The sequence below is a fragment of the Alteromonas sp. LOR genome (genome assembly GCF_000753865.1).
Lineage (GTDB): Bacteria > Pseudomonadota > Gammaproteobacteria > Enterobacterales > Alteromonadaceae > Alteromonas.
Map to the genome: position 1 here is coordinate 71,307 of NZ_JQFW01000015.1, position 19,540 is coordinate 90,846.

General features: G+C 44.1%; 17 protein-coding genes. 8 read left to right on the forward strand and 9 right to left on the reverse strand.

All coding sequences use genetic code 11. From position 1 onward, the window contains the following. The first annotated feature begins 160 nt into the window (after nucleotides 1–160). Entirely contained in the window at nucleotides 161–1,081 is a 921-nt protein-coding gene (locus tag JV36_RS0105645) for a cation diffusion facilitator family transporter (RefSeq protein ID WP_032096387.1), read from the forward strand. Between the two features lie 160 nt (nucleotides 1,082–1,241). Here JV36_RS0105645 and JV36_RS0105650 read toward each other — a convergent pair whose 3' ends face one another. Further along, complete coding sequence (locus JV36_RS0105650) at nucleotides 1,242–3,074, reverse strand: M1 family metallopeptidase (RefSeq protein ID WP_442853184.1); 1,833 nt, start codon at nucleotides 3,072–3,074, stop codon at nucleotides 1,242–1,244. Nucleotides 3,075–3,621: 547 nt separating this feature from the next. Here JV36_RS0105650 and JV36_RS0105655 point away from each other — a divergent pair. Next, nucleotides 3,622–4,845 (forward strand): hypothetical protein, encoded by a 1,224-nt coding sequence (locus JV36_RS0105655; protein WP_032096386.1) that lies wholly within the window; start codon nucleotides 3,622–3,624, stop codon nucleotides 4,843–4,845. Nucleotides 4,846–4,942: 97 nt separating this feature from the next. Here JV36_RS0105655 and JV36_RS0105660 read toward each other — a convergent pair whose 3' ends face one another. Beyond that, nucleotides 4,943–5,371 carry an organic hydroperoxide resistance protein gene (locus JV36_RS0105660; protein WP_032096385.1) on the reverse strand — a complete coding sequence of 143 codons (429 nt, stop codon included), beginning with the start codon at nucleotides 5,369–5,371 and terminating at the stop codon, nucleotides 4,943–4,945. Nucleotides 5,372–5,529: 158 nt separating this feature from the next. On the opposite strand from JV36_RS0105660, the gene JV36_RS0105665 reads away from it, so the two are divergent. Both JV36_RS0105665 and JV36_RS0105670 read left to right on the forward strand, forming a co-directional pair. Then, nucleotides 5,530–5,973, forward strand: coding sequence for a MarR family winged helix-turn-helix transcriptional regulator (locus JV36_RS0105665; protein ID WP_032096384.1), 444 nt, complete (start codon nucleotides 5,530–5,532; stop codon nucleotides 5,971–5,973). Nucleotides 5,974–6,053: 80 nt separating this feature from the next. Then, nucleotides 6,054–7,223, forward strand: a complete 1,170-nt coding sequence (locus JV36_RS0105670; RefSeq protein ID WP_032096383.1) for a MerR family transcriptional regulator — start codon at nucleotides 6,054–6,056, stop codon at nucleotides 7,221–7,223. Between the two features lie 43 nt (nucleotides 7,224–7,266). On the opposite strand, the gene JV36_RS0105675 is transcribed toward JV36_RS0105670, so the two are convergent. Beyond that, nucleotides 7,267–7,638 carry a hypothetical protein gene (locus JV36_RS0105675; protein WP_032096382.1) on the reverse strand — a complete coding sequence of 124 codons (372 nt, stop codon included), beginning with the start codon at nucleotides 7,636–7,638 and terminating at the stop codon, nucleotides 7,267–7,269. 495 nt (nucleotides 7,639–8,133) lie between these two features. On the opposite strand from JV36_RS0105675, the gene trhA reads away from it, so the two are divergent. Continuing rightward, nucleotides 8,134–8,790 (forward strand): PAQR family membrane homeostasis protein TrhA, encoded by a 657-nt coding sequence (gene trhA, locus JV36_RS0105680; RefSeq protein WP_235207785.1) that lies wholly within the window; start codon nucleotides 8,134–8,136, stop codon nucleotides 8,788–8,790. 8 nt (nucleotides 8,791–8,798) lie between these two features. Continuing rightward, nucleotides 8,799–9,389 (forward strand): hypothetical protein, encoded by a 591-nt coding sequence (locus JV36_RS0105685; RefSeq protein ID WP_235207786.1) that lies wholly within the window; start codon nucleotides 8,799–8,801, stop codon nucleotides 9,387–9,389. Between the two features lie 108 nt (nucleotides 9,390–9,497). Here JV36_RS0105685 and JV36_RS0105690 read toward each other — a convergent pair whose 3' ends face one another. After that, on the reverse strand, nucleotides 9,498–10,406 hold the full coding sequence (locus JV36_RS0105690; protein ID WP_032096381.1) for a hydrogen peroxide-inducible genes activator: 909 nt from the start codon (nucleotides 10,404–10,406) through the stop codon (nucleotides 9,498–9,500). Nucleotides 10,407–10,592: 186 nt separating this feature from the next. Here JV36_RS0105690 and JV36_RS0105695 point away from each other — a divergent pair, with 186 nt between their 5' ends. Beyond that, on the forward strand, nucleotides 10,593–11,576 hold the full coding sequence (locus JV36_RS0105695) for a universal stress protein (protein WP_032096380.1): 984 nt from the start codon (nucleotides 10,593–10,595) through the stop codon (nucleotides 11,574–11,576). 166 nt (nucleotides 11,577–11,742) lie between these two features. On the opposite strand, the gene JV36_RS0105700 is transcribed toward JV36_RS0105695, so the two are convergent. From JV36_RS0105700 to JV36_RS0105720, 5 genes are all read right to left on the reverse strand, one after another. Then, a complete protein-coding gene (locus tag JV36_RS0105700) occupies nucleotides 11,743–13,011 on the reverse strand; it encodes an inorganic phosphate transporter (RefSeq protein ID WP_032096379.1) in 1,269 nt (422 codons plus the stop codon). Between the two features lie 322 nt (nucleotides 13,012–13,333). Further along, a complete protein-coding gene (gene phoU / locus JV36_RS0105705; RefSeq protein ID WP_032096378.1) occupies nucleotides 13,334–14,050 on the reverse strand; it encodes a phosphate signaling complex protein PhoU in 717 nt (238 codons plus the stop codon). 119 nt (nucleotides 14,051–14,169) lie between these two features. After that, nucleotides 14,170–14,976 carry a phosphate ABC transporter ATP-binding protein PstB gene (pstB, locus tag JV36_RS0105710; RefSeq protein ID WP_032096377.1) on the reverse strand — a complete coding sequence of 269 codons (807 nt, stop codon included), beginning with the start codon at nucleotides 14,974–14,976 and terminating at the stop codon, nucleotides 14,170–14,172. Between the two features lie 8 nt (nucleotides 14,977–14,984). After that, entirely contained in the window at nucleotides 14,985–16,589 is a 1,605-nt protein-coding gene (pstA, locus tag JV36_RS0105715; protein ID WP_052010203.1) for a phosphate ABC transporter permease PstA, read from the reverse strand. Further along, nucleotides 16,582–18,750, reverse strand: coding sequence for an ABC transporter permease subunit (locus JV36_RS0105720; RefSeq protein WP_032096376.1), 2,169 nt, complete (start codon nucleotides 18,748–18,750; stop codon nucleotides 16,582–16,584). Before JV36_RS0105720 ends, pstA begins: the two co-directional genes overlap by 8 nt. 234 nt (nucleotides 18,751–18,984) lie before the next feature. Here JV36_RS0105720 and JV36_RS0105725 point away from each other — a divergent pair, with 234 nt between their 5' ends. Continuing rightward, on the forward strand, nucleotides 18,985–19,491 hold the full coding sequence (locus tag JV36_RS0105725) for a glycine cleavage system protein R (RefSeq protein ID WP_032096375.1): 507 nt from the start codon (nucleotides 18,985–18,987) through the stop codon (nucleotides 19,489–19,491). Nucleotides 19,492–19,540 lie beyond the last annotated feature (49 nt).

The following is a 19,540-nucleotide window of genomic DNA, read 5'->3' on the forward strand; positions in this document are numbered from 1 at the left end:
TACGACCAGCGTTTCTACTTTCAATCTAGTTTGCTGTTCTTGCTATAGGTGACATCCAGCCTTAAAAAAATTATTCGTTACCCACCATAAATTCGCTATCTTATTTTCAAAACAAGCGTATTATCCGCCGAATATTAACACTTGAGTCTTTGAGCCGAAAATGGCCATAGGTTTTCACCACACTAAAGAAAAAACCTTACTACGTGTATCGTTTTACGTAGCGGGTTTGTTTGTATTTATCGCACTTGGCTTTGCCTTTATTACCCATTCAGCCGCCATCCTGTTTGACGGCGCATACTCACTCATTGCCTTTTTCATGTCGTTGCTCACGCTGAAAGTAGCAAATTTGGTGCAACTGCCCGATGACGACCGTTTTCATTTCGGCTATACGGCCATAGAGCCTACGTTAAACTTATTCAAATCCATTGTTATCATTGCCACATGCTTATATGCCGTTGTGGGGGCTATTGGTAGCCTCACAGACGGCGGAATAAAGGCTGAGTATGGTTATGCAATAATTTACGGTGTTATTGCTACTACTGCGTGCTTTGCTGTGTCTGGCTACATGAAGTATCAAAGCAAGCCCTTGCGTTCAGATTTAGTGGCGGTAGAAGCTCACACTTGGTTTGTAGATGGCGTATTGAGTGCTTCCATTCTATTAGGGTTTGCCACTGCGTATGGTATTGAGCAAACCCGTTTTGCTGAGTATGCCTCCTTTGTCGACCCCGTTTTGCTAATAATATTAGGACTCGCGATATTGCCAGTGCCTTTTAAAATCATGCTTAACAGCCTGAAAGAAGTTATCAATAAAGCGCCACCAGAGTCGGTAACTGCCGTCATTGAAAAGCGTTTAAAGCAAACCTTGATTGCAGTGCCCTATCAACATGTTGAAGTACGGATAAGTAAAAGCGGAAGAGACATTTATTTACTCGTGCATATTATTGTTGATAAATCGTTTTCCGTTGCCACGATTAGTGAGTTAGACGATATCCGCATAGCCAGTGAGACCGCCATGCGACAATGGGATCCAGCCATTATTATGGATATATTGTTTATCGCTAATCCAGCGTTAGCTGATTAGCCAAGCTACTCTTTTTCACGCGACGGCTACAACCAATACAGTACAATAAAGCTACATAAAAAAGCCCTACCAACTAAAGTTGATAGGGCCTTTATATGGCGTATATTCTGAGAGAACAGGCTTTACCTACTCACTCTTTAAAACATTACTCATAAAGCGCTTAGTTAACAAAACCTTCGTTAGCTCTTATCGTTAATGGATGGTAGCCAGGCTTTGCCTCTTCAAATGCTTTTTTCGCAAATGCTTTACCTTCTGGTGTTTGCGAAAGCGAGCGATAAAGCGGCTTAACCAGTTTGTTTCGGCCAATGCTAACCAGATAGCTGTACAAACGCTCGTATGCTGGCTTGTATTCATTGGCTACCGCAATCATCAGCCAGCTGTGGGCAATTTCGTTGTTTTGCGTTTCTGTTAGCGAAAACGCACTGTCTAATTCGACAAGCTGCTTGTCGGTTAACGACTCGGGCATATTGTTAAGGAAGTATAACCATTCATGCACGGTCCATTGCGCAGTGTCAATGGCACTTGCCTTAGTGGTATTTGCTAGCCATTCGCCGCGTACCTTATCGATATTAACAAAAGCATCAGACTCAGGCTTTGGTGCGCCCTCAGGAATACCAGGTTCAAAAATCCACTGCTGAATACGCTCAGCGTCCAACTTTTCTGGATATTGCTTAAGTAGCGTTTCGTCCAAATAGTCGATAAAGGTATCTGTAGTGATGCTTTTGAATGCAAAGTCTTCGAAGTACTGCATTAAAAATGCATCAAAATTCTCGCGCCCTACTTTTTGCTCTAATTCTCGAAGAAAAAGCGCGCCTTTTTCGTAAGGGATATTTGAAAATACATCGTCAGGGTTACGACCACGTAAATCGATAGCAAGAATTTCATCGTTTTGTTCTAGCGCAGCGATATCGTTTTGCAAGTCTTGATAGCCTAGCACGGCCTCCTTCTTAAACCGCTCATGACCATAAATCATTTCCATGATGCGATAGGTTAAATAGGTGGTAAAGCCTTCGTTTAACCACAAATCACGCCATGTAGCGTTGGTAACTGTATTTCCAGACCAGCTATGAGCTAACTCATGTGCAATAAGAGACACTAGACTTTTGTCACCCGCGATCACAGTTGGAGTGATAAACGAGAGACGAGGGTTTTCCATGCCGCCAAAGGGAAACGATGGCGGTAAAATGAGAAGATCGTATCTGTCCCATTGATAAGGGCCGTAAGTCTCTTCAGTGACTTCGAGCATTGCTTCGGTGTCTTCAAATTCTTTAGCTGCACTTTCAAGAAGCGCAGGTTCGGCATACACCCCTGTTCTCTCCCCCATGGCCTTAAACTGCAGATCGCCAATGGCTAATGCAATAAGGTAAGAAGGAATAGGTTGCGGCATGGTAAAGGTGTATTCACCATCGCGCTGTGTTTGAGGATCGTTTGCTGCGCTCATTACTGCCAATAAGCTTGGCGGTGTTTTAATGGTGGCCTCATAAGTCACACGCACTTGCGGGGAGTCTTGCAATGGTATAAAGCTTCGGGCGTGAACGGCCTGTGCTTGAGTAAATAAGAACGGATGCTTTTTACCTGCAGTTTGTGCTGGTGTGAGCCACTGAACGCCTGACGCACTTGGTGATGTGGAATAGTTCACGGTAACTTGATTGGCGTTCTCGGGTAACGAGATGGAAAGAGGCGTTCCTAGGTCAACATCGGTTTCGCCTAAAGTAAAGGGAACTGCCTCACCATTTACGGTAACAGTTTCAATTTTAAGAGCGCGAGTATCAAGAACAAGCTCATTGTATTTTGGGTCGGTGCGCTCTACCTTGAGCGTTGCACTTCCTGATAACTGCTGAGTATCAAAATTAGCGCTAAGATCTAACGCCAAATGCGTTACCCGTACTTCATCGGGATTAGAGAATGAATGATAATCAACGCCTGAGGCCATGTCAGATGACCCCTCTGTAATTTCTGCTCTAGCGTTGTCTTCTGCCGCCTTGTTTCCCATATTTTTGTTTACAACGTCTTTCATGGCAGCGCTAGCGTCGGCCTTACTTGAAGGCTCAGTTGTGGCATCGCTGCACGCAAAAAGTGCTGGTACACAAATTAGCGTAGCTAGCATTTTGCAGTAGCTCATAGTGTGGTTCCCATGTTGGTTCATGCTTCTTCCTTTATAGTTCTTTCTAGCTCGTTCTATTTCTTTATAAGTTTGGGCAATTCTGTCTAAGAGTTCGTTCTACATGGTCATAGTAGCAAGTCGAGACTTCAGGAGCGATAAATAAACAATAGGGTCTAGAGAAGTTGTTCACTGGAGAGCATTTTCAATACAAATAGCACCTAAGAGACTAAAAAATAGACTATTTTTAATTTAAGTTTGATATTTCCTATCTAATATTTTCTAATAACGGGAGCAAAGGATATGCGACCATTCTTTAAAACTTATTTCACTGCAGGATTGCAGGGTCATAGTTTCTGTACGTCTATACCTTTGCTTCCATATAAAAAGCTTCAGCGCTAATAATTGCAATAAGAAGCACTCTATAGAGAAAATACTAATGAAAGCAAAACTCTTAACATCACTTATCTCAGCAACGCTTCTCACTGCTTGTGGCAGCACACCCATGACCCCAGAAGAACAGGCAATGGCAAGTCAAATGCAACAAGCCTTTTTGGCTCGACTTCAAAGTTCTACCATGCCTGGCGGCGCAGCCACACAAGCTCAAGAAACTGTCGAGCCAGAAATTGTAATTAGTGAGAATGAGCTTTTAGCACAAAAGCAAAAAATAGATTTAAGTGGTGGACCTGCAATCTTTTATCGCGAAAAAGACGGGATCCTAATAAACAACACAATATTTAACGACTTTGAAGGCCAAGTGGCTAACTTTGGCGGGAATCGTTTTACTGGCGAATTTACTTATGCTGTGAAAAACTTTAACGGCTCTTTTTCATTAAAGTACCATAAGGCTAATTCACAAGAGGCGCCCGTTAAAATTGCTACTGTTTTAAAACGTGGCAACCAATTTGAAGTGAAAACAGTAACCGGGAAGACCATTCCTGGGAACAACGTTATTCCTACGTCTGATGGCTTTATAGTGGGCCGCCCTGGCTCTGCATTCCGCTATACCATAGGCGACAATAATGTGAAGTCTATTTCCCTCCTTGATAACTATCACATTGCCAAATATCAAAATGGAGATGCGGCATCGACAGGGTTTATTCTTTTAGAAAAGAATGCTCGCAACAAGAACGATGATGTCGGCGGACTACTTGATACCTTCAAGGAAATGGGAAGTACGTTTGGACTTAATAAACTCGACGACTACGTGCTAGTTAGCCTTGACGGCCAAACTATTGTGCCTATGGATGTTGGCTTAGGCGGAAAGGAAATTGCAGAGCACTCAAATTGTACTCGCCAGAACTCGGTAATAAACAAGTGCGAGAACGTTGACTTCCGCGAGTCACTTTACACTGAGCTAGGTCTACCAAATTATAGTCACTATTACTGGTCGATTAATTGGGTGCAAACTCAGGATGGTCCGCTTGCGATATACCGCACATCTACCAAAATCAAAATTGTCGATATCAACAACAACCAAGTACACACTGCATTTTCTCGTGTGTTAGGTGTCAACGAATTCGATGTCATTGAAAATGCAAACGGTACTACTGGTATTGAAGCTCGATTAGGGTTTAGCAAAGAAAAAATTGATGATATTGAGTCTTTTATCAAAAACAATACTGTTGATATTGAGCCTATTCAAACCTTGCAAACATCGTAAGGTAATTTTTGCGGGTAGAGGCATATTGTGCCCTACCCGCATTTAAACGCCAATTTTAGAGTTTTATTAATTCACTTAAAAATAGCACTTCAACTCTTTAAGCTAGCGCTATCTCTACTTCAATATTGCCGCGAGTTGCATTTGAGTACGGGCACACTTGGTGCGCTGCATCTACTAGCGCCTGCGCTTTGTCTGTTTCCACATCACCAAGGTCAACGGTAAGCTTAACGGCAATGGCAAAGCCTTGTTCGATAGGCCCAATAGACACATCGCCAGTTACGCTAATATCGTCTGACAATTTAATTTTTTGTGAAGCAGCAACGTGCTTCAGTGCACCGATGAAGCAGGCTGAGTACCCTGCTGCAAACATTTGCTCAGGGTTTGTCCCCTGCCCACCTGCGCCGCCAAGTTCTTTTGGTGTAGAAAGTCCAAGCTCAAGTTTGCCGTCACTAGACTTTGCCGTACCTTCTCTTCCGCCTGTTGCCGTTGCTGTACCGGTATAAACGACCTGTTGTAATGTATGCATCATAAACTCCGTTGTTAAAAAGAAAATTGCAAAACAGTAAGCGAAGACTTTAGTTAGCCACACTTACTTTGCATGCAAAGTAAAATAACACTATCCCGGCTTGAAGTTCAAGTACTTTGCATACAAAATATAAAACTACTATTGAATTGGAGTTGCCTGTGTCTGAATTATTAAAATTAGAAAATCAGCTTTGTCATCGCTTTTATACGCTTTCAAATGCATTTACACGTGCTTACAGGCCGCTGTTGAAGGCGCTGGATATTACTTATCCACAGTACATTACGCTTATGGCTTTGTGGGAAGCGAATAACATCACCATTGCCGAACTATTAGAGCGCACCGCGATTGATGGTGGAGCTATGACGCTCATTCTTAAAAAGCTGAATGAAAAACAATTCCTCACTATTGAAAAAGACGAACACGACAAGCGAGTTAAACGAGTAATGCTCACCGAGGAAGGTAAATCGAAAAAGCAAATAGCCCAAGACGTACCCTCGCAGATGCTGTGCAAATTAAAAGGCATGAGCCATGAAGAAAGCGTGCAGCTTCGTTACTTACTAGACAAACTTGGTAGCTGCTTTAACGCTGACGAACAAAGATAGAGAATGAAAATTGATTCTTGACCTGTCTATAACTATATAGTTTACATTCAACGTCGCATTAAAAATGTATGGAGTTATACGTGTATCGTATTTCTGAGTTAGGTGCATTGGTAGGTTTATCGAGAACCACCTTACTTTACTACGAAAAGCTTAATTTGATTTGCGGCAAGAGGTTAGGAAATGGCTATCGAGTATATAGCGATAGAGACATACAACAAGTTCGCTTAATTCAACAGCTACAAAGCGGCGGATTGACGTTGGCTGAATGTAAATCTTGCCTTGAAAGTAAGTTGGATAGGTCTGTTCTTAAATCTCGCTATGACGAGCTAACGCAAGAGATCAGCCGAAAACAAACGTCGTTGGCGTTGTTGTCTTCCCTGTTAGGTGAAAGCAGCAGTAGATCGTGGCACCAAATACTTGCTGATGTAGCGCCAGATGCACATATAGACTGGTTAAAAATTCAAGGGTTTGATGAGAAGCAAGCTCTAAGGATCAAATGGTTATCAAAAGACATGAATGAACATGACAAGTATATGCAAGATTTCATGAACGTATATGAAACGCTCGAATCGTGGGGGCCGAACAGCGAGTCTGACACTGTGAGAGCGTTTCAAACACTTAGTATTAATCCTAGAAAAATTTTAGAGATTGGTTGCGGCAAGGGTAATTCAACCATGCTCTTGGCTAGATTATGCGATGCACGCATTGTAGCGACGGATAACGAACAAAGTGCCTTGGATAAGGTAGAAGATAAAATAAAGCAAAATAACATGGGCGAGCGAGTATCAACCCAATGTATTAGCATGACGGAATTAAGCTTTGGCGAAGAGAAGTTTGACGTAATTTGGGCTGAAGCCTCCGCCTATGTAATGGGCATAGAGAACGCGTTAGAGAAATGGAAATCGCTTATCTCGGAAAATGGTGCGTTGGTGTTTAGTGATTTAGTTTGGTTGACAGAGACCCCAAGCAAAGAAGCGATTAAGCATTGGAAAAGTGACTACCCAGATATGCAAACTGTTGATACTCGAAAGTTACAAATAGAAAAGGCTGGATACAACCTACAGAATACTTTTACGCTGTCTGAACAAGCGTGGAAAAACTATTATGAGCCACTTGAACAGCGGTTAAATGAGGTTGGCCCTACACTGGCTGGTTCACAAGCAGTTACCGATATTCAAAACGAAGTAGCGTTGTTTAAATCTCACCTTGGCGAATTTGGCTACCAATTTTTCATCGCAGAAAAGTGTTGAAGCTTTGTCTACGGCGTTTCAAGTGAAACGCCGCTTGCGCCTATCAAGCAGAGGTATACTGCGACATTTCAGCATCAACTTCTTGCGCATATTGCGTTAAGTGATGCGCTAAAATGTTTTCCACTCTTATCATGATGTCTTTGCGTTGGTGATCCCACCCACGCTTATCAGCCTGTTTCGCTTGCGCAAGGTAAAATTCAATTCGAGTTTTACGTAATAGATGAGTTTTTCTATTTACGTTAAATTCCATGCTGGTGTAAGTCTCTTCCACATCCGTAATGTCTGTATGATAAGGCTTTGCATTATCCTCAGCAGTCGCTTGACTTACAAAGGTATTTCCATTGCCTACTACTCCTATCATAACGATGAGTAACGACACGACTATTCCTGAAGAAATCCATTTTAGAAAAGACATTTATTGCTCCTTGTTTCTGGCTTCTGTTTCAGCGCTACAATTTTTGGCTTTATAACTTTTTGCCATCGCTGGTTTAAACTCTTGCGACAAAACACCTATTACGTTGCATCAGTAGTGGTGCTGAAACTGTAAATTGTTTGGTTAACTTTTATGAGTTATCAACCCATTGTTCCCTAGTTGTTGCAGGTTTCGAACCAAGAGTAAAAAATCATTAAAATCAGATATTTATTAAAATAGGAGCAAGGTAACTGTGTTGATATTGGAAGTTTCTACACAAGAGGGCGTAAAAAGCACCGAGTAAAATATAACCTACCGAGCTGTAAAGGCGGCTTTGATAGGCGGGGCGGTCAGCTCTGAACGAAAAGCGTAAGAAGTAGTCTTTAGAAAGTTGAAAACTAGTGTCAATATCAGCCCGTTTTCTGCTATCATTATTTCAGCGAACACTTGTTCACTGAAATTCACAAAAATGACGACAAACACGTGATAGGATTAGTCATGTCAGAAATGCGAGACCAATTTGAAAGCATACCCGCAAGGGCTTACTCGATAATAGAGGAATGGCTTAATAGTATTAGTCACGGCGTCGGTTTGGTTGCTGCCATTGTTGGCTTAGTGTTTTTACTCTACCGAGCTGAAGGTACGCTTGCCCTAGTTACCGTAGCAATTTATGGCACTACCCTTATTCTGATGTTTTTAAGCTCTACTCTTTACCATGCTACTTCACATCATAAAGCCAAAGAATGGCTTAAGCTTTTCGACCACAGCGCAATATATTTATTGATAGCGGGCACTTACACACCTTTGCTTTTAGTGTCTATAGGCGGCGCGTTAGGTATGGTTATGACCGGGGTTATCTGGAGCCTTGCATTTGGCGGCGTCGCCTTTAAGCTAGTGGCGCAGCATCGCTTTCCAAAAGTGTCTGTTATGACGTATCTGCTTATGGGCTGGATAGCCATTGGACTTATTTATCCTCTTTATATGGCATTACCTGGAGCTGGATTGTGGCTACTCGTAGCAGGGGGACTTTGTTTCAGCGTGGGCGTCTGTTTTTACGTGGCAAAAAAGGTAAAATACACCCATGCTATATGGCACGTATTCGTTATAGGCGGATGTGGTTGCCATTATTTTTCAATTTATTATTTTGTGGTTTAACGCTCGCTGTGAATACAACTGAAACTGAGACTAACATTACTGGCACTGGCACTGGCACTGGCACTGGCACTGGCACTGGCACTAATGATACTGGCACTACTGGCAATATCACTAATGATAGGTCGCCCGCCATCGCCTGGTTCTCACTGAAAGCGGGCAAGATCTGTTTGGGCAAGAAGCCCGTTGCCGAGGCCTATAGTGCATTAAAGAGCTTAGGTGTGACTCATGTGGCAACGGTTCAAACCGGTGAAGAACAAGCCCCAAATGTTCGAGACAGCGCATTGGAAAATGGTTTGGAATGGTTGTGGGTGCCCTTTAGTCATCCTTCATCTCAGTCGCCAACCGATGATGTTCACTTACATCATTACCTCCATGAGCTATCAAAAATGTTATCTGAAGGTGCCAGTATTTATTTGCACTGCGATGGCTCTCAGCATCGCTGTAGCCTACTCTTTTACGCACTTTGCCACTACGTGGGCATTCCATCAAACAGCGCTTACAATGCCCTGCATAGCTTTGGTCGAAATGCGGCAAACAACTTATCACGCTCTGAGCTTACGTGGGCTGCCGAACTCGGTCATTCAGCTCCGCATATCTAATGTTAAATAGAGCCACCTAGCAGCTGATGGCTCTGCATTAACTTCCTAAGATCATCGTTCTAAGATCATCTTTCTAATATTTGCGCTATTAAGTGTTTGCTCGCTCTATTATTTGAGCGTCGGTATTGGCAATAATGGTGAAACAATTTCACCAATACGTCGAAACAGCTGCATGCGAGTGGTACCAGAGCGCCATACAAGGCCTATTTCCCTGAAGCCTTTTTCCTCAGCAGGATAACTTTGAAGCCCAGTGTGCTCTAAAATAGACTGGTTAATCGCCAGCTCTGGTAAAAAGGTATACCCCATTTTGCTATTTGCTAATTGTACTAAGGTATACAGGCTACTCGCGGCGACACTGCTTATTTGGTCGCTGTGCTGTAAGTTACAGGCGCTTACCGCATGCCCCGTCATACAATGCTCTTGTTGAAGTAAGAAAATACTTTTCTTAGGCAGTGACGATATATCAACAGGATTCGGTAAGGCCGGCATCATGTCTTCATGGGCGATAAGGTGAAATGGGTCGTGCCCTAGCACCATTTGCTTGCACCCTGGGGTTTCCATAGGCAATGCCAGAATAAGTAAATCTAACCTACCGTCTGTTAACTGCTGAAGCAGCTTCTCCGTAGTGTCTTCCTGCATCTCTAGGTTAATTTCTGGCAGAAACGCCTTAAAAGCTCCCAACATGCCTTCAAAAAGAAAGGGCGCAATAGTAGGAATAACCCCTAGCTTTATGGTACCTCGTTGCCAATTACCCGCATTTTGCGCGTATTCAACCAGTTCACCCGCTTCTTGCAGTATTAACTTACTGCGCTCCACAATGTCTAACCCTAGCGAGGTAAACACAAACGTTTTATGTTCGCGCTCTAGAAGCTGGCTACCGAAGTGCTCTTCGAGGTTTTGGATGGCAGTACTCAATGTTGATTGGCTCACGTTGCAACGCTGAGCGGCACGATGGAAATGCTGCTCTTGATGCAGGGTTACAAGGTAGTGTAAATGCTTAAGGTTTGGCCACTTCATACTCATCTCATAATTGATTAATAATATGGTTCTTAATCTAGCATAAGGATTACGTGTATCACATTAAAAACCCGAAAACGTCATGAAGAATTCTTACTTTCACACTGGCAAGCAAGACATTCTGGGTTTAGGATAAAGTGAAAGCGTATTCGGTAAACACAACAACCACATGCTAATGAGGCCACTATGAAGGGACACTACAAAAACATTCTCTGTGTACTAGGCGACTCTCATCGTCAGGATGATACGGTGGCACAAGCACTTCACATTGCTAAAACCCATCAGGCGAATATCACCATTGTGCTTGCACTAGAGGCGCTTCCGCCAAATGCCAATATGATCATGGAGTCGTTTTCTTATATTGAATCTCAACAGGGTATGGAAACCCAGGCTCAACAGTGGCTAACTGAGCAGTCTAAAAACTGGAGCCAGCATTATCATGCTGATACCGAGGTACTGATAGGCGATCCGCTGATTAATGTTGTGAGTTACGTCATTAATAACAATATCGACTTAGTCATTAAGCGCGCAGAAGAGAGTTTTTTAGATAAGCTTTTCGGCAGCTTAGACATGCGCCTATTGAGAAAATGCCCCTGCCCTGTTTGGGTTGTCGATCGCAAGCCCAAAAGCCAGTACAAGAATGTGGTTGCTGCACTTGATTTGAACTATCACTATCCTAAACACGAAGTCTCCGTGCGCCAAGAGCTCAATCGCGACATACTTCGTCACGCAAGTCAGATTGCCTTACTTGAATTCGCTCAACTGCATGTTGTGCATGTATTCGATGCGGTTCCCGAAAACATAGCAAGAGATGGGTTTATCACCGTCGACAACGATAGAATGGAACACGACCTCGCCAAAATATTTGCGGAACGGGATACCGAACTGGCTCTTCTGCTCAACGAACTTTCTGATGAGCTAGACGATGACGTACTGGATTTCCTTAAACCGCAAAAACACATTGTACATGGCTATCCTAGACGAGAAATTGCGGCCACTGCAGCGTCTGTTAGTGCAGATGTGGTTGTCATGGGTACCGTGGCAAGGCTTGGTGTGCCTGGTTTTATTATGGGCGGTACCGCTGAAGAAACTATTCATCAGCTGCATTGCGCGGTTGTCGGAATAAAACCAAATGGATTTCAAACACCTATTTCTGTTGAGAAAAAATGAGTACTTGAACGAAATGACCGTGGGTATAAAAAAGCCGCGATAAGTTTTCACTTATCGCGGCTTTTTTGGTGTTCTCTACGTTTACAATCACATCACTAATTAGTGTATTCGCGCTATCTAAACGAGCTTTCCAACATACTTGTGCTCGATTTACACTGCTTTGGTTTTACACCCCAAACGATGCTCTTAATATGTAGAACGAGATAATTGAGAGAATGGCGCCCGCAGGAAGCGTAACAACCCAAGACACTACAATATTTCTTACAATGCCAAGGTTAAGTGCAGAAACACCTCTCGCTAAGCCTACACCTAGCACCGCACCAACGAGCGTTTGCGTGGTAGAGATAGGTAAACCTGTTCCTGACGCGATAACAACGGTACAGGCTGCTGCCAATTCTGCTGCGAAACCACGGCTGGGTGTAAGGTGAGTTATCCCCTGCCCTATGGTTTTTATTACTCGATGACCGAATAGCGCTAAACCAGCAACTATTCCTAAACCACCAAGAGGTAAAATCCATACCGCGAGCTTGGCATTTGCATTAATTTCGCCGCCACTGCTCACTACACTAACAACGGCCGCTAATGGTCCGATAGCATTCGCTACGTCGTTCGAGCCGTGGGCGAATGCCATGCAACACGCCGTCACTACCATTAATAGTGCAAACACTTTTTCTACGTTTGCGGCCTGTAGATCTGTATCTTCAGAGCCACTGAACTTCATGCGGCCAATATACCACTTGCCTAAAACACCTAGTAACACTGCGATAATCACGGCGAGAATGTATCCATTCACCGCGCTCATTTCTAAGCCTACGTGCTTAAGCCCTTTTTTAATCGTTACGAGTGACATAACAAAGCCCGCTAACGCCATATAAAATGGCACGTAGCGCTTAGCACTTTCAAAAGGAGAGGCAGTTTGGAATATGAGTTTATGCGCACTCATAAATATTAGATAGGCAATGACACCCGAAATAGCAGGCGTAACCACCCAGCTTCCCACAATACCGGCAACTTTATCCCACGAAACCGCGTCCATACTCACGCCAGCCGCAGTAAAACCGATAATTGCGCCGATAATAGAGTGCGTAGTAGATACAGGCCAACCCAACCATGATGCTACGGCCAACCAAATACCAGCAGCCAACAGCGAGGAAATCATGCCCAGTACGAGCAATTCGGGTATGTCTGTAAAGAAGCTTGAGTCGATAATTCCTTTGCGTATGGTAGAGGTAACCTCACCACCCGCGAGGTAAGCGCCAGCAAACTCAAATATCATCGCAATAAAAATTGCTTGTTTTATTGTTAATGCTTTTGACCCTACTGATGTCCCCATTGCATTGGCAACATCGTTGGCTCCAATTCCCCACGCCATGATGAAACCTACACCACCGGCAAGAAGAATTAGAATTAGGCCATAACTTTCAAAAAAATCCACTAAGTATCGCTCCCGAGCTAATGCGATTTGGGCTTTACGCTACTTCACTGTGTAGCAGTTCCCCGAGCCAAATAGGCTAGAGTGTGATGTTAAAGACAGATTATGTTTTAGCATAATGTTCGTTTTTTGCACGACCTGTCCTCGGCTCCGGCGCATGATAACGTAATCATCTTCGAAGCCATAGCGAAAATCATCGAAATTCGGTAAAAGTATATCTCGACGCTGATTATTCAATCAAATGTTTCATTTTTATGACAGCTATATTTCAAAAAACACGCCATGCCACGCCACGCGGGCGGTATAGCGGCATCTACGCAGATAATTAAGTCAGATCTTCTATCTTCTGATGGATGCTTTCAAGGGAGGTATGACGCACATCGGTTCCCCGTGTTAGGTACACAACATATTCGCAAACGTTTTTACATCTATCGCCAATGCGCTCTAGTGAACGCAATGCCCAAAGCACGTCCAGCCAATCTTGCATATCTTCGGTGATTTTTTCCATTTCAGACGTGGTGTACGTTATCAGGCGTTTGTATTCACTGTCTATTTGATTGTCCTGGCGATAAACCTCAAGGGCTGCCGACTCATCTTGTCGCGCGAAAGCATCGAATGTGCCGCGCATCATATCGATAACCTGTTCGCCTATTTTTACCATACTACTTTTTATGGTGTCAGAAGAAGGAAGCTTGTTTCGCGTTACCAACTTAGCAATGCGCTCTATTTCATCACCCATACGCTCAATATCAGTAATAGCTTTAGAAATGGTCATGATTAAACGTAGATCGCTTGCCGTAGGGTGCCGCTTGGCAATAATTCTCAGGCATTCTTCGTCTATCTGAATCTCCATAGAATTTATTTTTAAGTCGTTCAACACCACTTTTTCAGCAATGGCCGCATGGTTGTGCTTAATGGCATACAGCGTATCTACCATCTGCTGCTCTACCTCGCCTCCCATGGTTAGCACGGAGTTACGCAAGTTTTCTAATTCAACGTTAAACGTACCCGAAATATGATTGTTTAAAGCAACTTGACGCATTCTAGTAACTCCGGTGAACGGCAAACGTGGCACAAGCAAACATCACGCATGCAACAGAGGCAGCTACTAAAGGTAGCGCGCCTCTTCGTATATGGCTAGCGGGAATAAAAAAGTCGTTCTTAGCCATATCGCCCCGTGATGTAATCTTCTGTTTGTTTTTTCTCAGGCATGGTGAACAGCGTGTCGCTATCGGCATACTCCACTAGTTTACCTTGATGGAAAAAAGCCGTGTAGTCGCTAACGCGAGCAGCTTGCTGCATATTATGAGTAACAATCACTATCGTACATTGCTTTTTAAGCGACTCCATCAACTCTTCAATGAAAAGCGTCGTCAGCGGATCAAGGGCTGAGGTTGGCTCATCAAGCAACAACACTTCTGGTTTTAAGGATAAAGCCCGCGCAATCACTAATCGCTGCTGCTGACCGCCCGATAAGGTCATTGCAGGCTCAAACAATCGGTCTTTCACTTCATCCCACAATGCGGCCTGCTTTAATGCATTTTCTACCGCATCGTCTAAATTCCGTCTTTCACGCACACCTTGAAGCTTCAATCCGTAGCATACGTTTTCGTAAATACTCATAGGAAATGGATTTGGCCGCTGGAAGACCATACCCACTTTGGCTCTTAGCCGTGACACGTTGGTTTTTTTACTATTAATGTTCTTACCATCAATAATCACTTCACCCTTGTACTGACAACCGTCATATAGGTCGTTCAGTCGGTTAAAGCAGTTTATTAGTGTGGATTTACCGCACCCGCTTTGACCTATTAACGCCGTAACTTTGTTTTTTGGGATCCGCATGGTGATGTCTTTTAACACGTGCTTATCACCAAACCATAAGTTGAGTTCGTTAACCTCAACCGCTGTCTGCGCGCTCGATAATTCGCTAACGGGCTGTATATTATGTTTAAACAACTTCAGCATGACAGCTTTTACCCTTTTAAATACCGTTTACGTAAGCGTGTTCTAAGTAGTACCGCTAAAATATTAAGTACAAATACAACCACCAGCAGTAGTAAGCACGCGGCAAACATCATAGATGCACTTTTAGCATCGGTTTGGCTGTGAAATGCACTATCGTAAATTAACACACCTAGGTGCATGAACTGTCTATCGAGGTGTAAAAATGGAAACTCACCGTCAATAGGTAAGGCAGGCGCAAATTTTACTGCCCCCACCAACATAAGTGGCGCAACCTCACCCGCGGCTCTGGCAATGGCCAATATAACGCCGGTCATAATACCGGGAGAAGCAATAGGCAATATAGTGCGTACAATGGTTTCAATTTTAGTGGCACCTAGTGCATAGCTGCCCGCTTTTAGTCCTTCTGGCACCCGCCTAAGTCCCTCTTCGGTAGCGACAATAACCACCGGAAGTGTGAGTATTGCCATGGTTAATGCCGCCCAAAATATACCTGGGCTACCCATGGTTGGCGCAGGTAGCGTATCACTAAAAAAGAGGCTGTCTATACTGCCGCCAAGTGTGTACACAAAGAAACCAAGGCCAAACACACCATACACAATGGAAGGCACACCGGCCATATTGCTTACGCTTACGCGAATAATGGTGGTTAAGGCTGTGTTTGGCGCATATTCGCTTAAATAAATAGCCGCCATTACGCCAAAGGGGGTAACGATAATGGTCATAATGAATACCATTAGCACCGTACCGAATAGAGCAGGAAACACGCCACCCGACGTATTCGCTTGTTTAGGCGATTCAGTGAGAAACACAAACACTTCACCAATGGCTACCTGCCACTTCTCAAACCCTGTTAATCGACTGACAAAATCGACACTTTGAATCGTAAATATCGGAATACTAAAGGGCTGCCCGTCGGCAAAGCTCACCGCTAGCTTGTATTGATCTCGCTGGGTTTCAAGTGAACGAACTCGCTGTTGATACTCATTGAACTGAGCGACTAGTTTTTCTCGCGCTGGTGCATCCGCTACCACATCTCGATTGTCAAAGCGAGAGAGCGATTCGTGAATTGGCGCTAAAAACTGTTTGTTTAATTTTGTAATTTCATCTGAGATGAGTGCTACTGACTCCATTATTTGCGGCAATTTAGCTAGCGGAATATTGGCGCCCTCTGGCGTAACCACATTTTCAGGCACAGCCATTACCTGCCGCCCGTCATTGAGCTTTATCTCGGCGCTGTTTTTAGCCAGGTCAATACGCTTTATACGCTCACGCTCAACTAACAATTGCGCCCCGTATGGGTTTAGCGCGTCTGCATACTTAAGCCTAATCTCCGATTTAGCTTCATCATCGAATACATTTGCTAAAAGAGTTTCAACCTGCGGAGCAGCTTCTTTAGGTGGAACTTGGTCGGAGGCAAATTCTGGAGAGGATATGGGAGCAAGCGCAACGCTGTAGATGGGTTTTGGCCAAAAATAAGCGCCGCCCCTTGCCGTAATCAACACTAGTACGCTTATGAGGGCAATCAGCAATAGGCCGGTAAAAAAGGCGGTTAAACTAATCACCAGCGACTGACGCTGCACCGCATTTAAGCCAGAAAGGCGAAGCTTAGCCATGCTCTTTTCTCCTTCCCAGTCGCTGACGCATAACCTCGGCAATGGTATTTACCACAAAGGTGAATGCAAACAAAATGCAGGCGGTAAAAAAGAGAATTTGATAGTGGGCCGATGAAACATCAGCCTCAGGCAATTCAATGGCTAAATTAGCGGTTAATGCCCTTAGCCCTTCAATAAGGCCCCAGCTAGATATGGGGGTATTGCCCGTTACCATGAGCACAATCATTGTTTCACCAAAAGCGCGACCAAAGCCCAGCATTATGGCAGCAATGATGCCAGGCAGCGATACGTGTAACACCACATGCATTAGCGTTTGAAGCCGTGTTGCTCCTAGCGCAAACGAGGCGTTTTTTAAGTCTTCGGGCACCCCGTTTATGGCGTCTTCAGCCAAAGAATAAATACTAGGCGAAATTGCGATCCCTAAAGCAATAGCAACCACAATGGTTGTTTTACCAATTGGACTGTCTGACCCCGACGCCAACAGTGCAAACCCATCAACGCCCATGATGGAGAATATAAATTGAGGCGCAAACTCCACGCTGATAAAGGCGAGTAATAACGTGCCGCCTAAGGCAAATACCAACTCGCTACCGTGGCGAATACGCTTTGGTAGGTATTGCGCTACTTGGCGCTGAAACAGCGACACAATAATAAGTGCAATTGGCACAAAGATAATAAAGAAGGCGACGGAAAATAGAAATTGCTCCGCCTTGGGCGACAGCCATATAGCGGCAATAAAGCCAATGAGTACGCTGGGGATAGCCTCTAACATCTCAATAGCCGGCTTTAACAGGTGGCGAAGTCTCGCTTTTGCAAAGTAAGCAGTATAAATGGCCGCGCCAATGGCAACGGGAATAGCGATAACCAAAGCCAGCAAAGAGGCTTTAAAACTACCAATTAATAGCGGAGTTAAACTAAATTTGGCTTCTTGGTAGTCTGATGCACTGGTGGTTTGCCATACCGTCGCCTCGGTGTCGTAGCCTTCGTAGTGCTGTGGCTCAAATAAAGAAGACCAGGTGGTTATACCGCTTAAGTGATTACCCTGCCATGCCGTTACCGAACTGTTACTTCTTCCTATTAACACATCACCGTGCCAGTCAATACTAGAAATAGCCGTGTCACTTCGGCGAGAGCTTATTATCTCTCCAGTAATTCTGTTGATGAGCAATAGCGTATTGTTGCTCGTTAGCACTGAAATCAAATTCATGCTGGCATGCTCGGCAATATCTAGCGTTACCTCATCATCGCTTAACACAATTGAGTAAGTCTTTTGAAAGTGTAAGCCTTCGCTGCCTTTACTCAATACCCACCGCGTCAATGCTTGGGTGTTAAGGTTGTGTAAAAAGAATGAACGCTGTTTGGCCAAGGGGAATACCAATGCATCACTGCCTTCGTGAGAAACATTACTGATAAATGGCTCTGATGCATTAGCCTTATCGTAAAGGCGATGAAGATAAACATCGTTATTTTTATGCAGCAGCATGCTTTCACTGCCAGGCATCAGCGTGACCTGTTCTACACCCGAAAAGTGCTTATCGATAAACGTGGTGGGCGCTATGCGATTAACCCAGCGCACAAAAACACCGCTATCAAGGGTAACCTGCGTCACCACCCACCGATTGGATAATTGAATTTGCCAGTGCTTTTGCCCCTGCCAAACCTGTTTAGGAAGCGCAAACGCAATGGTATTAGACGGAGTGCTTTGCACTACCTTCTTATCTAACAATTTGTCTGCATTGTAGGTTCGCACAGGAATAACACGCACCTGCCCTGTGGGTGAAATATCAATAATGAAGTTTTCGCCCATTACGCTCATAGCAGAAAGCGTGTGACCACAAGGCTTTGTGTAATCTTGTGTGTTCGTTAGCTTACCTTCAGAAAAGGCGAGAAGCCCTAATCGGCAGTTTGCTTTTTCTGCCAACAGCGGTTGTCCATTAAAGATATCGCCAGTGCTAATAATAGATTCATTGTTAGGCACGGTGGTGTGGGCAACTTGCTTAAGCGTAGGCGTGTAGGTAAGCGGTATTGCTTGGCTTATGAGGTGTGAAACTAAGATAACCAGCGTCAGCAACACCAGACCGCCAAAGCCCGTCACTAAAAAGCGAGACCGTCTGTCAGTCCGTTGGCGTCTCTTGTTTATGCTATCGCTATCGGGAGTCATTCTACTTTTTAGTGTTTATATAATAAAAACCCTTCGCTGTGGAAGAATTTGGAGTAAATTGCACTGGTGAGCAGTGTAAGTTTTGTTATGCTAATAGCAAGCGAAAATTTTTCGTGCGACATGTTTTAGGCGGTGTGTTTATGGCGCTAATCAAACCATTGAGCGCTAACACAAGCCATTAGCCTGGGTAAGCACGTTAAGCTTATTTCTCAGCCATTCATCAAGGAGTTTTGCATGCAATCTATAGTTATAAACATAATGGGGCAAGACAAGCCTGGGTTAGTCGATTCGCTTGCGAAATGTATATACGCACACAAAGGTAACTGGTTGGGATCAAGCTTTGCGCACATGGCGGGCTTATTCACAGGCTTTGTTGAAGTGCATGTAAGTGCAGAGGGAAAACAGCTTTTAATAGACGCCATAGAAGCGTTACCCGACATCACCGTTCAACATGTAGCCGCACTTGGACCTCAAGAAAGCAACGCCGTTAAGTATACCGTTGAAGTAATGGGTAATGACAAACCCGGTATAGTGCAAGAACTGACTAATGTACTTAATCAGTTCAACCTCAACATACTTACCTTTGCCTCACACTGCGAAAGCGCGCCTAACTGGGGCAGTTTAATTTTTAAAGCGAAAGCAGAAATTGGTGTACCAGCAGAATTTGACGATGGCGCATTGCAAGATGCCCTTGAAGCTTTGGCGAATGACTTAGTTGTCGACATCACCGCAACGCATTAACGTGAAGAATACGCCGTTTCACCCATTGCCAAGTATTGCCTTGTCATCA

What these genes read in the sequence shown, in the direction of transcription:
- JV36_RS0105695 (WP_032096380.1), top strand. Translation starts at nt 10,593, where the DNA reads ATGAAGGGACACTACAAAAACATTCTCTGTGTACTAGGCGACTCTCAT.
- JV36_RS0105660 (WP_032096385.1), bottom strand. Translation starts at nt 5,371, where the DNA reads ATGCATACATTACAACAGGTCGTTTATACCGGTACAGCAACGGCAACA.
- trhA (WP_235207785.1), top strand. Translation starts at nt 8,134, where the DNA reads ATGTCAGAAATGCGAGACCAATTTGAAAGCATACCCGCAAGGGCTTAC.
- JV36_RS0105655 (WP_032096386.1), top strand. Translation starts at nt 3,622, where the DNA reads ATGAAAGCAAAACTCTTAACATCACTTATCTCAGCAACGCTTCTCACT.
- JV36_RS0105725 (WP_032096375.1), top strand. Translation starts at nt 18,985, where the DNA reads ATGCAATCTATAGTTATAAACATAATGGGGCAAGACAAGCCTGGGTTA.
- JV36_RS0105645 (WP_032096387.1), top strand. Translation starts at nt 161, where the DNA reads ATGGCCATAGGTTTTCACCACACTAAAGAAAAAACCTTACTACGTGTA.
- JV36_RS0105690 (WP_032096381.1), bottom strand. Translation starts at nt 10,406, where the DNA reads ATGAAGTGGCCAAACCTTAAGCATTTACACTACCTTGTAACCCTGCAT.
- JV36_RS0105650 (WP_442853184.1), bottom strand. Translation starts at nt 3,074, where the DNA reads ATGGGAAACAAGGCGGCAGAAGACAACGCTAGAGCAGAAATTACAGAG.
- JV36_RS0105720 (WP_032096376.1), bottom strand. Translation starts at nt 18,750, where the DNA reads ATGACTCCCGATAGCGATAGCATAAACAAGAGACGCCAACGGACTGAC.
- phoU (WP_032096378.1), bottom strand. Translation starts at nt 14,050, where the DNA reads ATGCGTCAAGTTGCTTTAAACAATCATATTTCGGGTACGTTTAACGTT.
- JV36_RS0105675 (WP_032096382.1), bottom strand. Translation starts at nt 7,638, where the DNA reads ATGTCTTTTCTAAAATGGATTTCTTCAGGAATAGTCGTGTCGTTACTC.
- pstA (WP_052010203.1), bottom strand. Translation starts at nt 16,589, where the DNA reads ATGGCTAAGCTTCGCCTTTCTGGCTTAAATGCGGTGCAGCGTCAGTCG.
- pstB (WP_032096377.1), bottom strand. Translation starts at nt 14,976, where the DNA reads ATGCTGAAGTTGTTTAAACATAATATACAGCCCGTTAGCGAATTATCG.